Source organism: Bacillus sp. 22483, assembly GCF_052044605.1.
In the GTDB taxonomy this organism is placed as follows: domain Bacteria; phylum Bacillota; class Bacilli; order Bacillales; family Bacillaceae; genus Bacillus; species Bacillus altitudinis.
This window is the reverse complement of the sequence record NZ_JBQENU010000001.1, coordinates 517464-531058: the sequence shown is the minus strand read 5'-3', so window position 1 is coordinate 531058 and position 13595 is coordinate 517464. Positions and strand designations below refer to the sequence as shown.

At 41.8% G+C, this 13595-nt stretch carries 12 protein-coding genes; 10 read left to right on the top strand and 2 right to left on the bottom strand.

All coding sequences use genetic code 11. The features are described from left to right. Position 1 precedes the first annotated feature (1 nt). Positions 2-2908, top strand: coding sequence for a 5'-nucleotidase C-terminal domain-containing protein (locus tag ACTJJQ_RS02690; RefSeq protein WP_440599927.1), 2907 nt, complete (start codon positions 2-4; stop codon positions 2906-2908). A 32-nt stretch (positions 2909-2940) separates the two neighbouring features. Then, a complete protein-coding gene (locus tag ACTJJQ_RS02685) occupies positions 2941-3507 on the top strand; it encodes a class D sortase (RefSeq protein ID WP_024719945.1) in 567 nt (188 codons plus the stop codon). Between the two features lie 33 nt (positions 3508-3540). Here the strand turns inward: ACTJJQ_RS02685 and ACTJJQ_RS02680 are convergent, their stop codons facing one another. Then, the gene (locus tag ACTJJQ_RS02680) at positions 3541-4443 is read right to left on the bottom strand and encodes an RluA family pseudouridine synthase (protein WP_048003244.1); all 903 of its coding nucleotides are present in this window, start codon (positions 4441-4443) and stop codon (positions 3541-3543) included. Between the two features lie 108 nt (positions 4444-4551). On the opposite strand from ACTJJQ_RS02680, the gene ACTJJQ_RS02675 reads away from it, so the two are divergent. From ACTJJQ_RS02675 to ACTJJQ_RS02665, 3 genes are all read left to right on the top strand, one after another. Further along, complete coding sequence (locus ACTJJQ_RS02675) at positions 4552-4893, top strand: DUF5365 family protein (protein ID WP_048003243.1); 342 nt, start codon at positions 4552-4554, stop codon at positions 4891-4893. Between the two features lie 307 nt (positions 4894-5200). Continuing rightward, positions 5201-5866, top strand: a complete 666-nt coding sequence (locus ACTJJQ_RS02670) for an HAD family hydrolase (protein WP_017360360.1) — start codon at positions 5201-5203, stop codon at positions 5864-5866. A 14-nt stretch (positions 5867-5880) separates the two neighbouring features. Next, entirely contained in the window at positions 5881-7419 is a 1539-nt protein-coding gene (locus tag ACTJJQ_RS02665; RefSeq protein WP_007497061.1) for a bifunctional GNAT family N-acetyltransferase/carbon-nitrogen hydrolase family protein, read from the top strand. A 45-nt stretch (positions 7420-7464) separates the two neighbouring features. On the opposite strand, the gene ACTJJQ_RS02660 is transcribed toward ACTJJQ_RS02665, so the two are convergent. Then, a complete protein-coding gene (locus ACTJJQ_RS02660; protein WP_046343052.1) occupies positions 7465-7881 on the bottom strand; it encodes a hypothetical protein in 417 nt (138 codons plus the stop codon). A gap of 166 nt (positions 7882-8047) precedes the next feature. Between ACTJJQ_RS02660 and ACTJJQ_RS02655 the strand changes: the two genes are divergently transcribed. The 5 genes from ACTJJQ_RS02655 to ACTJJQ_RS02635 all read left to right on the top strand — a co-directional run bounded on the left by ACTJJQ_RS02655 (position 8048) and on the right by ACTJJQ_RS02635 (position 13385). Next, the gene (locus ACTJJQ_RS02655) at positions 8048-8464 is read left to right on the top strand and encodes a VOC family protein (protein ID WP_039169250.1); all 417 of its coding nucleotides are present in this window, start codon (positions 8048-8050) and stop codon (positions 8462-8464) included. 83 nt (positions 8465-8547) lie between these two features. Continuing rightward, positions 8548-9465: an AEC family transporter gene (locus ACTJJQ_RS02650; protein ID WP_007497064.1), complete on the top strand. Its 918-nt coding sequence runs from the start codon at positions 8548-8550 to the stop codon at positions 9463-9465. A gap of 28 nt (positions 9466-9493) precedes the next feature. Further along, positions 9494-11086, top strand: coding sequence for a PucR family transcriptional regulator (locus tag ACTJJQ_RS02645; RefSeq protein WP_236810341.1), 1593 nt, complete (start codon positions 9494-9496; stop codon positions 11084-11086). A gap of 240 nt (positions 11087-11326) precedes the next feature. Further along, positions 11327-12664 carry an aspartate aminotransferase family protein gene (locus ACTJJQ_RS02640; protein ID WP_236810342.1) on the top strand — a complete coding sequence of 446 codons (1338 nt, stop codon included), beginning with the start codon at positions 11327-11329 and terminating at the stop codon, positions 12662-12664. A 163-nt stretch (positions 12665-12827) separates the two neighbouring features. Continuing rightward, a complete protein-coding gene (locus ACTJJQ_RS02635; protein WP_142154601.1) occupies positions 12828-13385 on the top strand; it encodes a glycerol-3-phosphate responsive antiterminator in 558 nt (185 codons plus the stop codon). The last annotated feature ends 210 nt before the right edge of the window (positions 13386-13595 follow it).

The following is a 13595-nucleotide window of genomic DNA, read 5'->3' as shown; positions in this document are numbered from 1 at the left end:
AATGAAACGTATACAATCTATTCGAATGGTCTGTTGTTTGATTTTGGTGATATTTAGTCTGCAATCTTTACTGCCTAGTATGATGACAGCTGAGGCGTTTTCTTCTTCTGAGAAAAAGGAGACTTTATGGAAACAAACAAAGCCGATGAACATAAAAAAAGCCCGAAAACTGATAGGAGAAACGGTAACGGTGAGCGGAATCGTAACAGCAGATCAATCCGCTATAGGGAATGGGAAACTATCAACATATATTCAAGACAAAACAGCTGGTCTCAATATTTATTCTGCGCAGCCTAAGAATTTTCCAGAACTGAAAGCAGGCATGAAGGTCACGGTGACTGGCAAGGTGACGACTTATAAAGGGCTCGTTGAAATTGTGCCAGATCAAGATCGTCTGAAGATAGAGGCTGTGAATCAGCCATTGCCTTCGCCAAAGAAAGTTTCCATTAAACAATTGGAATCGGATCAGGCAAGCAAATATGAAGGAAGATTAGTGAAGGTAAAAGGCTATGTAGAACAGACGCCAGATCAGCCAGCTGGCGGTGGATACAATGTGGTCATCATCGATAAAAAATATCATAGCACAGTCCTTAGAGTCATGGTTGATACGGGTGCCATTGATCAAGTGAAGACCGGAAAATGGTATGAGTTTACTGGCGTTTTAAGCAGATATGATACGCTGCAAGTACTTCCAAGACACAAAACCGATGTCAAATTGCTGAAGCACCAGCCAAAGCCGCCAAAAATCAAAAAAGAATATGAGGCAACGGTAGATCGTGTTGTGGATGGAGATACCATTCATTTGAAGAAGCCTGTGCTCGGCACAACAAAGGTACGCTTCGTGAATATGGACACACCAGAAACCTACCACAAGCCAAAAAATGAATTAGATCAAAACCAGCTACGCTTTGGACAAAAAGCGACGGATTATTTAAAAACGCTTCTTTCAAGTGGTGATCGAGTCACATTAAAGATTGGCCCGGAAGCAAAGGATGGATATGGACGTCTTTTAGCTCAAGTCAAAACCAAAAAAGGGCTGAATACGAACCTAGAGCTTGTGAAAAAAGGATATGCCCCTACTTATTTCATCTGGCCTGTTGGAGATGAAAAAGAGTATCAGATGTTCCAACAAGCAGTGAAAGATGCCAAGGAAAAAGGGCTGGGTATTTGGAATGAAGAAGATCCTCTGTTAGAACAGCCGTTTGAATTTAGAGCACGCGAGCAGAAAAAAGGGCTCACACGTTATGTGGGGGATTCATCTGCAAAAACCTACGTATCACCTGACAGCTGGAATGAGATCGATGTAGATAAACGTGTCTTTTTTGCTTCTAAAGAAGAAGCAGAGCAGGCTGGATATCAGGCGTCAGCATCATCCGGTGAAGTCCCATTAACCATTTTAAGCATGAATGATCTGCATGGGAAAATTGATCAGCAATATGAGCTGGATGTAAAAGGTGATGGCAGTAAAGGAACATATGGACGGATGGATTATGTGGCGGCTTATATAAAACAAAAGCAAGCTGCGCAAAAAAATACACTGACAGTTCATGCAGGAGATATGATAGGCGGAAGCTCGCCAATATCGTCTCTTTTACAAGATGAACCAACGGTTGAACTAATGGAGAACATCGGCTTTGACGTTGGGACAGTTGGCAACCATGAGTTTGATGAAGGTGTAGACGAACTATTACGAATCTTAAAAGGTGGAGATCACCCGAAAGGCACAAAAGGATACGATGGGCAGAACTTCCCGCTTGTTTGTGCAAACTGTGAATACAAGGATACTGGCAAACTACTTTTACCGGCCTATGAAATTATGGATGTCGAAGGAATTCCTGTGGCTTTTATCGGGGTTGTGACAACATCAGCGGCAGGTATGGTCATGCCAGAAGGAATTAAAGACATTCAATTTACTGATGAAGTCCAAGCTGTCAATGAAGCAGCGAAGGAATTAAAGCAAAAAGGGATTAAAGCGATCGCAGTTCTGGCTCATATGACCGCCTCTCAAAATGGTGATACCATTACTGGAGAAAGCGCAAGGCTTGCCAAAGAAGGCGATGACGAAATTGATGTCATTTTCGCTGGCCATAATCACGAAGTGGTCAATGGAGAAGTGAATGGAAAATTAATTGTCCAAGCCTTTGAATACGGAAAGGCAATTGGAGAAGTCAATGTCACACTTGACCGGAAAACAAAAGATATTGTCAAAAAGAGTGCAAAGATCCAGTATGTAGACCAGGCTGGTATTGAAAAGGATCAGGAAGCAGCGGACATTTTAGCCCATTACGGAAAAGAAGTGGAGCCGATTATTAGTGAGGTGGTTGGAGAAGCTGGCGTCAAGATGGAAGGTGGCTATTCCAATGATGGTGATACACCACTTGGCAACCTCATTGCGGATGGCATGAGATATTCAATGAAAAGTGACTTTGCCATGATGAATGGCGGCGGTATCAGACAAAATCTCGAAAAAGGACCCATTACTTGGGGAGACCTCTTTAATATTCAGCCATTTGGAAATGTGTTAGTAAAGCTGGACATCAAGGGGAAAGATTTAGTTGATATCATTGAAGCTCAAATATCTCCTCAATTTGGACCGGATTATAGCATTTCAGGCTTTTCTTATTCGTACAATCCGTTAACATATAAAGTAGTCGACTTAAAACTGCCTGATGGTTCTTCCGTTGATTTCGATAAAACGTATACACTCACAGTGAACAACTTCATGGCGACTGCCACTGGAAGTAAGTATGCACCGATTGGGCGGCTAGGGAAAAATCCGGAAACAGGCCCAGAAGATTTAGAAGCAACGGTCGCTTTTGTAAAGAGCTTCGAGGGAGCTTCTATTGTGTATCAAAAAGAGGGCCGAATTCAACAAGCGAAACAAGAAGAAAAGGCAGCAGCAAGCTAAAGAATCATCAGCAAAGACAAAGGAGTTAACGCATGAAAAAATGGCTTGCAGTGATTGTCATGTCAGCGGGAATTGTGGTGCTTGGCTGGGGAATCTGGCAAATGGCTTCTACTCACCTACAAACAGCACATTCTTTAGAGGAAGCAAAAAAGGTCGTAGAAACTGATCAAGGGATGACGAAGGAAAAATTTTCACCTGAAATGGGGAAAGCCTCTGGCATCCTGACCATTCCGAAATTAAAAGCCGATTTGCCGATTGTTGAAGGGACAGATGCGGACGACCTTGCCAAAGGCGTCGGTCATTATAAAGGCAGTTATTACCCTGATCAAAATGGACAAATCGTTTTGTCGGGACACAGGGATACGGTCTTCCGCCGGACTGGTGAACTGGATATTGGGGATCAGCTGAAAATCACTGTACCGTATGGTGAGTTTGTTTATGAAATTACGCATACGAAAATTGTGGATCAGCATGATACATCCATTATTACCTTACAAAATAAAAAAGAAGAGCTTGTGTTAACCACATGCTATCCATTTCATTTTGTCGGCAATGCACCAGAGCGGTACATTATTTATGCGAAAAGAGCATCTGTCTAACGTCAAAAGAGCCTGTATGATCAGGCTCTTTTTCTACATATTGTCCATTAATTCAGCCATATCAGGTGGAAGCGGTGCTTCTATCGTCAGCTTTTCACCTGTGAATGGATGGTTCATGTCTACTTGTTTGGCATGAAGGGCGCATCTGTTTATCAGGTCACGCTTCCCGCCATATAATGTATCGCCAGCTAAAGGATGCCCGAGACTGCTAAGATGGACCCGAATTTGATGCGTTCTGCCTGTTTCTAATCGAAGCTTAACGGCCGTCATCTGTAAACGTTTATTGAGATGGAAGACCTCATAATGAGTCTTGGCGCTTTGACCAGTAGGAGAAACCCTCCTTCTGACGGCATGGTGTTTATCACGTCCAATGGCTGCTTGGATCGTTCCTTTCTTTTTCTTAAACAGTCCTTGTGCGATGGCAAGATACGTTCTGTTAATCGCTTTTTTTGAAAGCATTTGATCGAGTACAGCATGTGCCAACCTGTGTTTGGCAAAAATAACGGTGCCGCTTGTGTCTTGATCCAGCCTATGTATATGTCTGACCCGCTTTTCTTCTCCATTTGCTTGAAAATGGAAAGCGACTAGGTTCGCCAGCGTACCTGTTTGTCCTTTTTCATTTGGATGCGTCGGCCTTCCAGCAGGCTTTTGGACAACTAATAAATGCTCGTCTTCAAAGAGTACCTCTAATTCACCGTATTCTGGCGTCACATCACTTTCTTCCGTCTCAAATAAATCAATGAGAATCTGATCACCTGTACTCACTTTTGCAGCATGGTGGGCAGGTTTTTGATTGAGACGGACTTTTTGGTGCTCCATCCAAAAATGGATAATCGGTTTAGAGGCAGACACTTCGTCTTTTAAAAATTGACTTAAGGAATTGCCATTTTGATGCTCACCTACTTTTAGGGAGAGCGTGTGTCCTTTTATGATCATGATATTCGTCCTCTCTTTGGGTATATATAGGAAACACTTACCTTAGCGAATGACTTTTTTTCTGTGCTATTCTGAATGGAGTAATAACGACAGAGAGGTAGATGCCACGTGAGATTAATGAAAGCTGCGACAGACCTTCAAGAGCAGGCAATTGAAGAAGTATCAAAGGAAATTGAAGATCTTTTATCCCATTCTGTCAATGGAGAAGCGCAGGAAAAACAACCCCCGCTTACATTCATTGATGGTGTGTATAACGGGACAATGGATGATGCTTTTCGTATCTTATCAGGTCTTCAGCTATTACATACCATTATTTTAAAGCCGAAGCGACATATCACAAAACGAGATCGTGAGTTATTTGAACTCAACCGTGAACAAATTAATGCGTGCGGCTTTTCTTTCCCGTTTGATTTAGATGATTTTGCAGGCCGTCACCTTCAAAATGCGTAAAAGTTGGTGTGAACTTCCTTGTTAACTTACAAGGTCGTCGCACATACTATTTTTAAGGGAACGGAGAAACCTTCAAGATCTGTAATACCAATTCCGCTCTTTTTCAACAATGTCTATTCTCCACGAATCGGAGCGCTTGGATCTCTTGCAGAAAGAATCGAACATGACAGGAGCCTGACAAAACGATGCAGGCTCCTTTTATACATAATCATTTTAGCAGACATTCATCTTTGAAAGTCAATTTTATTCACGATATGATAGCAGTATGGAAGATATTTCAGACTTTCGGAAAAAAGGAGTGGCCTCTTTGGTAAAGGCGATTATATTTGATTTTGATGGATTAATTTTAGATACAGAAACACATGAATATGAGGTTCTGCAGGAAATGTTTGCGGAGCATGAATCGGAGCTGCCTCTGTCTGTATGGGGAAATGTGATTGGAACGCAGGCAGGTTTTAAGCCTTTTGAATACTTGGAAGAGCAGTTAGGAAAGACATTAGATCATGAGGCACTCACAGAAGACCGGCGTTCACGTTTTCAAAAGAGAATGAAGGACGAAGCAGCAAGACCTGGTGTAGAAGCTTATTTAGAAGCGGCAAAGGAGCTTGGAATTAAGATTGGACTTGCTTCCAGCTCAGATTATAAATGGGTGTCTGATCACCTGAAAAAAATTGGACTTTTCGATTACTTCGAATGTATCCGCACGTCAGACGATGTGGAAGAAGTGAAACCTCACCCAGAACTTTATTTGCAAACCGCACAATGCTTAGGCGTTGAGCCAAAAGATTGCGTGGCATTTGAGGACTCTGTGAATGGGTCAATCGCTGCCAAACGAGCGGGTATGAAATGTGTCATCGTGCCAAATAAAGTGACGAGCACACTGCAGTTTGAAGAATATGATGCGAGATTAGAATCCATGGCTGAAATCGAATTGCTCCAGCTATTCCATCAGCTTGAAAAAGAGGATCAGTAAGGGGGCAATACATCATGGCAGAAAAACTAGATTTAACGCGATTTGAAAAAAGAATGGTGATTCGAAATATTAGAGAAGAAGATATCGACCGAATCATTGCATTGCAAGAGGTATGCTTTCCAGGCATGGACCCTTGGAAAAAAGAGCACCTTGAAAGCCACCTTGAACATTTCCCAGAAGGTCAGTTCTGTGCGGAATTCGAGGGAGAAATTATTGGCTCATGTTCAAGTTTATTAATTAACTTTGATGAATACGATGATCGTCACACATGGCAGGACATCACAGATGATGGATATATCACAAACCATAATCCAGATGGGATGAATATGTACGGAATTGAAGTAATGGTCAGTCCTGAGTACCGCCGGATGAAAATCGGTCATCGTTTATACGAAGCAAGAAAAGACTTAGCGAGAAGATTAAATTTAAAAAGCATCATTATTGGCGGACGTATCCCGAATTATCATAAATATCAAGAGGAAATGACGCCTCGCCAATATGTAGAGCAAGTTATGCTGCACCAAATTTATGATCCTGTGCTATCTTTTCAGCTGTTAAATGAATTTAGCCTGATGCGGATCAATCCGAATTACTTGCCGGATGATAAAGCTTCCAGCACGTACGCAACGCTAATGGAATGGAACAATGTCGATTATCGCCCGCAATCGAAAAGATATTATAAATCGGCGTTCCCAGTACGTATTTGTGTCATTCAATATGCAATGAAGCAAATTCATTCCTTTGAAGAGTTTATGAATCAAGTGGAGTATTACGTGGATGTGGCATCAGATGCGTCAGCTGACTTTGCCGTTTTCCCGGAAATCTTTACAACGCAGCTTATGTCATATTTAGAAGAGAGATCACCAAGTCTAGCAGTGCAGCGGATCACAGAATATACCGAGGACTACATCAATTTGTTTACAGATCTCTCGGTCAAGTACAACATTAATATCATCGGTGGTTCTCATTTCGTTGAAGAGGAAGGGAAAATCTATAATATCGCCTATTTATTTAGACGTGATGGAACGATTGAAAAGCAATATAAGCTGCATATCACGCCGAATGAAAGAAAATGGTGGGGGATTTCAGCTGGTGACCAAGTCCGGGTATTTGATACGGACTGCGGTAAAATTGCGATCCAAATTTGCTACGATATTGAATTCCCTGAGCTTGCTCGAATTGCAGCTGACAAAGGAGCGAAAATTATTTTCACTCCATTCTGTACAGAAGACCGTCAAGGCTATTTACGTGTGCGTTACTGTGCGCAGGCGAGAGCGGTTGAAAATCAGATATATACGGTCATTTCTGGAACGGTCGGAAACCTTCCGCAAACAGAAAACATGGATGTCCAATATGCACAATCAGCCATCTTTGCACCATCTGATTTTGAATTCGCAAGAGATGGCATTGTAGGAGAATGCAACCCGAATATTGAAATGGTGGTTGTCGGTGATGTCGACTTAGAAATATTAAGAAGGCAGCGTCAAGATGGGACGGTTCGTCAGCTGAAAGACCGAAGAAGAGACGTGTACCATATTGAATATAAGAAATAACCAAAACAAGCGCCCCGCAGTTATGCGAGGCGCTTTTCTGTATGTTTACATTTTCTTTAATGCCACTGTAGCAAAATGGGCAATGCTTTTGGCAGCTAAAAATGGAACGTCTGATTTAACAAGAGATTGATAAATCGTTTTTTCTACTTGTTTCCATGTAAGATCAGACTCTTCTAAAAGATTTTTTAAATCAGGTCCTACATGCTGGTTGAAAAACTGTTCAAATTGTTCACGTTTTTCTTGTCCGGCAATCACTTCTAATTTTTGTAGCCACTTTTCTTGTTTTTGGAAAGATTGTTCGATGTTTTGTTTAATGGTGTCTGTTGTTGAAGGAAGCTGAAAATCACTTTCTGCTGTCACCTGCTTCGTTTGAATAGATGCAGCATCAGCTGTTTGTGTAATAGGTGAAGCGAATAAAAGGACAGAGGTGGAGAGCATCAAAGATTTTGCGATTGTTTTCATTAAGAAAACCTCCTAGTTCATTTAGTATTGTGCACGAGATTTATTATACATTTTTGTTAAAATAAGGTAATGGGGCTTACCGCTTATTTTTTCATGCGACAAAGGGATGCCAAATGAAAAGACGAATATACTGAATGGAAATGATGTTTTACAAAGGGAGAGGGATATGGGGCGACAATCTAAACATCTGTATATCAATTTGCCGGTTAAGCATGTAAATGAGTCAAAGGATTTCTTTGAACAGCTAGGTTTTGACTTTCAACAAGAACTGACGAATGAACATGCTGCTTGTTTTGTGATGAATGAGACGATCACAGTCATGCTGTTATCACTTAAGCATTTCCAATCCATTTCAGAGAAGGAATTGGTAGATGCCAGAAATGGGGCAGAGGTCATTATTTCTTTACAGGTCGAGACGAGGGAAGAGGTTGATGAGCTTGTGGAGCGTGCGATCGCAGCTGGTGGTTCACCGTTTAAGGAAAAACAAGACCATGATTTCATGTATGGCTGGAGCTTTCAGGATCGTGATGGTCATTTATGGGAAGTGTTTTATATGGATGAGGAGAGAAGCGACCTTTCATAAGGGTGCTTCTTTTTTATTGATGATCAGTGGTATGATAAGAGGGTAAAAAATAAGGAATTCATCTAGAGAAAAGTAGGTGCTGCATGGAGTTTTTACTTGTCTTAATGCCAGTGTTCGGCATATTCCTTATAGGGTATATTGGGCAGAAGACAATTGGTTTTGATATACATACGCTCTCATCAATGTCTTTATATTTAATGTCACCATTTCTTGCGTTTGAAACCTTTTATCAAAATAAAGTATCGATGGACTATGTGTACTTATCTATATTTGTCGTAGGGCTTTGTCTTTCACTTGTTTTATGTGTCTTCATTTTATCTCGAATTTACGGGTATTCGAATGAAACGTATTGTGCCATGATTTTGTCATCAGCATTTATGAATAATGGAAATTACGGCACGCCTGTTGTCCTTCTTGTTTTTGGAGCAGCTGGTTTAGATATTGCGATTGTGCTAATGGTCCTTCAGCAGCTCGTCATGAGTACGATCGGCATGTATTATGCAGCAAAAGGTGGAGAGGACGCGGGAGACTTGAAGGTCGTTCTAAAAAAAGTGCTGCGTATGCCGGTTGCTTACGGGGCTCTTCTTGGTCTATTATTTCAGCTCATTGACCTTTCATTACCTAAAGAGCTTATGACAGGTGTTCAGCTGGTCGGGGATGCAGCGATACCAACGATTATGCTGATTTTAGGTATGCAGCTCGCAGTGATTTCTTTTAAGCAAGTGGATTATCGCAATATTTCCTATGCGGTGTTGCTGAAGCTGTTTATCTCACCACTCATCGCCTTTGGTTTTACACTTATTTTACCTGTAGATGATTTGGTGAAACAAATTATGATTTTAGTTGCAGCGATGCCGACAGCGGCGAATACAACGCTGATGGCTGTGCAATTTCGAACGAAGCCTGAGTTTGTCTCAAGCACGACGTTTCTCAGTACGATTTTAAGTATTGTGACTTTACCTGTTTTATTATGGATTTTATCCATGCACCCTCTGGGATAGGGGACGGCAAACAAAGGGGGACTTATGAATGAATGTAGATGTTCATTTTCAAGTAAGTGATGTGTTAAAAACGAAGCATTTTACGCATGCGAAAGTGTTAGCTGGGGAAAAGGGATTGTTTCGGCAGGTAAAATGGGTACATGTACTTGAAGTGCCTGCTGTAGAGGATTTGTTAAACGGAGGCGAGCTGATCTTAACGACGGCCGCAGGCTTCCATGATCAATTGGAAGTCTTTCAGGCGTTTTTAAGGCAGTTGATTGACTCAGGTGCGGCTGGACTATGTATTGAATTTGTACCGCTCCGGTTTGATGTACCGGAAGAACTGATTATTTATGCAGAAGAACGTGATTTTCCGCTTATTCTGTTTACAAAAGAAGTGAAGTTCGTCAATATTACACAGCATCTCCATACGATGATGATTGAGCGTCAGTATCAGATGATGGCAGATTTAGAAACACTGTCGTCCAAGTTGAATGAGCTTTTACTAACTCCTCATCCGCAGATGGATATTTTGGATCAAGTGTATCAGCATGTGAGAGGGATACTACTGCTGATCCCTGTTCAAGGTGAGCCGATTATTTTATGTGATTCTTCCAAACAAACAGAAGAGCTGGTGATGAATTATTTGCAATATGCTTCATTACCAAAAGGATATGAAGTGACGCAAAAACAAGTCCTTGCACTCAAACAAACCTTTGCAGACCTCGTCCTCATTCATCAATCGAACACGCTCTCGGAATTTGAACTGCTTGTGATGGATAAAGGAGCGAATGCCCTTGCCCAGCAAACTTTAAGAGAGCTGTATACAGAAGAGCTGAAGAAGACAAAAGAGAATGAATGGCTGCAAAAATGGTTTCATGAAGAGCATACAGAAAGAGAAATCATAGAACACCTTGAGGAAACAGAAGGACTGAAAAAACCGACCGGCTGTGTGGTGATGCTCTTTCAAAAAAACCACCAAATAGAAGAAATCGCAGGGAATCTTTATTTTCTTGTCTCTTGCCGTTCTATTTTTCAGCGTGCTGGTTTCTATTTGATTGTGTACGAGCATCAAGGACAAACCTTATTTATTTTATTGAATACAAGAAAAGTTGAGGACTGGAAAGAGCGTGCAGAAAAAGCGGCAAACGACATCACGCAATTATATGACCGTGAGAAGCCCGGCGAGGCAGTCATCAATTATGGAATCGGTTCATATTGTGAGCAATTTCAGTACATGAGAAAAAGTTTTCAAGCAGCGAAAGAAGTGCTGCATTTAAAGAAAGTGATGCCGCAACGGATAAAAAGCCCATTTTATCAAGATTTACATATGCTTCGGTTGATGCCTGTCATGAAAGAAAGCGGGTTATTAGAATGCATGGTGAAAGAGTATTTAGAGCCGGTGATTTTATATGATAAACAAAATAGCGGCAGGCTCTATCAGACGCTGAATATCTTTTTACAGACAAACGGTTCTAAAAAAGAAACCGCAAGCCAGCTCTATATTGTGAGGCAGACGCTTTATCACAGATTGGATAAGCTTCATGCTTTACTTGGTGAGGATATGATGCAAGCGCCAAAACGTCAAGCGCTTGAATTTGCGATCCTTGCTTATGAATTTTTACAGGGGAATCGCCATTAACGGTATATGTTAGATTTGCCAAGGGATCAAGTAGAGTGTCTCATGGTTCTTTTCAATCAGTTGACGATCTGTCTAATGTAATGTGTCTGGCCCCTTTTTTATAATGAGAGTAACGACACGGGCGGTCTTGTTTCAGTTTCATATGCCTCACTTTTATCCATATAATGAATGGAGAGGTCATATGCAGGACCGGTTTAAGCTTCTTTGATGATGAAAACGGATACATGGGGGCGTGGGAAGATGAAAACACATAACGCACAAGATCTTCAGGCGAAAGATGATCAGTTCATTTGGCATCATATGAAAGGGACAAACAAAGAAAATGAAAGTATGGTGATTCATGAGGCAGAAGGCGCATGGGTGACAGATATTCATGGAAATCGCTATTTAGACGGGATGTCAGGACTATGGTGTGTAAATGCCGGATATGGACGTAAAGAGCTTGCAGAAGCGGCGTATAAGCAATTAAATACGATGCCTTACTACCCACTGACACAAAGCCATGTGCCAGCGATTCAGCTGGCTGAGAAGCTCAATGAATGGCTAGGCGGGGGCTATGTGATCGTCTTTTCTAACAGTGGTTCTGAAGCGAATGAAGCGGCATTTAAGATTGCCAAACAATATCATGCGCAAAAGGGAGAGAGTACACGCACAAAATTTATTTCCCGATATCGATCGTATCATGGCAACACAGCAGCAGCACTAGCCGCAACGGGTCAAGCGCAGCGTAAGTACAAATATGAACCGTTAGGGCAGGGGTTTATCCATGTCGCACCGCCTGATATGTACCGGCATCCTGAAGATCAAGAGAGCTTGGCAAGTGCTGATGCAATCGATCAAGCGATGACGTGGGAATTAAGTGAGACCATTGCTGGCGTCATCATGGAGCCGATGATTACAGGAGGCGGTATCTTAATGCCGCCAAAAGGATATTTGAAGAAGGTGAAAGAAATCTGTGAAGATCATGGGGCGCTCCTCATTGTGGATGAAGTGATATGCGGCTTTGGCCGGACAGGAAAGCGGTTTGGATTTATGCATGAGGAAGTGAAGCCAGATATCATCACCATGGCAAAAGGGATCACAAGTGGATATTTACCGCTATCTGCAACGTGCGTGAAACGAGACATTTATGAAGCATATGCAGGAGAAGATACGTATGACAGGCTACGGCATGTGAATACATTTGGCGGTCACCCTGCTTCCTGTGCGGTTGCGCTTGCTAACCTAGAAATCATGGAAAACGAACAATTAGTGGAGCGGTCAGGCACGCTTGGCCAAGACATGCTCGAACGTTTGCAAGAGTTAAAAGAGCATCCATTTGTCGGTGATGTGAGAGGAAAAGGCCTGCTGTTTGGGATTGAGCTTGTGCAGGATCAGGCGTCAAAAAAGCCAGCTGATCCAAGTGTAGTCGGTCAATTGATTACAGAATGTAAAAAGCGAGGATTGATCATCGGGAAAAATGGCGATACAGTGGCTGGTTATAATAACGTGGCACAGCTCGCACCACCGCTAAATATCACTGATGAAGACGCCTCATTCATTATTCATACTTTAAAAGAAAGCATGGCACAATTATAGCAGAGAGATTTCTCTGCTTTTTTCTATGCCCTGAAAGGATCAGGTTTTGATCGATCTGCTAGGCTGAATGGTCAATGGGCACACTAGGTGTATTGAAAAAAACATGCAATTCTATTACTGTAAGGAGAAGATAGAACCAATACACACGAGAAGGAGACGGCATATGAGTTTTCATGATCAACCCATTCTACCTGCTGTTCGCAATATGAAGCAATTTGAGGAATTTTTAAAAAGTCCATTTATATATGGGGTCTTACTAGATGTTCACTTAGGGCGGCTTAAGGGCATCATGAATGAGGCGAATGCGCATCATAAAAAAATGTTTGTCCATGTCGATCTCATTCACGGAATCAAACATGATGAGTACGGAACGGAATTTATTTGTCAGGAAATGAAACCAGCTGGCATTATTTCTACTAGGTCTTCTGTCATAGTAAAAGCCAAGCAGAAAAAGGTATATGCCATCCAGCGAATGTTTTTACTTGATACAAGTGCGATGGAAAAAAGCATGGAGTTTGTCGGGAAACATCGTCCGGATTTTATTGAAGTATTGCCGGGTGTCGTGCCAGATTTAATTACAGAAGTGCGCGAAAGAGCTGGAATACCAATATTTGCAGGAGGGTTTATTCGAACAAAAGAAGATGTAGAAAGGGCACTTGCAGCAGGGGCGACAGCTGTCACCACATCGAATACAGAGCTTTGGAAAGCGTTCCAAAAGTGAAAAAGATAAAATGTGAAAATTGATTGACAACGTTTTCATCCTCTGTTACTATAGCACTAAGTTAATATCATGTGATGGAGAAACGGAGATCCACAACGACGCTTTACTAGGTGACAAATGACCCTGATGTAAAGTATGTTTGTTGTGGATCTTTTTTCTTTATCTTTTCTACACATTTATAGGGGATGGCAACTGAACCAGAGGAGGAAT

Bases quoted from the DNA above. Each gene is read 5' to 3' on its own strand.
- ACTJJQ_RS02645 (WP_236810341.1), top strand. From the start codon at position 9,494: ATGAATGTAGATGTTCATTTTCAAGTAAGTGATGTGTTAAAAACGAAG.
- ACTJJQ_RS02685 (WP_024719945.1), top strand. From the start codon at position 2,941: ATGAAAAAATGGCTTGCAGTGATTGTCATGTCAGCGGGAATTGTGGTG.
- ACTJJQ_RS02660 (WP_046343052.1), bottom strand. From the start codon at position 7,881: ATGAAAACAATCGCAAAATCTTTGATGCTCTCCACCTCTGTCCTTTTA.
- ACTJJQ_RS02680 (WP_048003244.1), bottom strand. From the start codon at position 4,443: ATGATCATAAAAGGACACACGCTCTCCCTAAAAGTAGGTGAGCATCAA.
- ACTJJQ_RS02690 (WP_440599927.1), top strand. From the start codon at position 2: ATGAAACGTATACAATCTATTCGAATGGTCTGTTGTTTGATTTTGGTG.
- ACTJJQ_RS02650 (WP_007497064.1), top strand. From the start codon at position 8,548: ATGGAGTTTTTACTTGTCTTAATGCCAGTGTTCGGCATATTCCTTATA.
- ACTJJQ_RS02635 (WP_142154601.1), top strand. From the start codon at position 12,828: ATGAGTTTTCATGATCAACCCATTCTACCTGCTGTTCGCAATATGAAG.
- ACTJJQ_RS02640 (WP_236810342.1), top strand. From the start codon at position 11,327: ATGAAAACACATAACGCACAAGATCTTCAGGCGAAAGATGATCAGTTC.
- ACTJJQ_RS02665 (WP_007497061.1), top strand. From the start codon at position 5,881: ATGGCAGAAAAACTAGATTTAACGCGATTTGAAAAAAGAATGGTGATT.
- ACTJJQ_RS02655 (WP_039169250.1), top strand. From the start codon at position 8,048: ATGGGGCGACAATCTAAACATCTGTATATCAATTTGCCGGTTAAGCAT.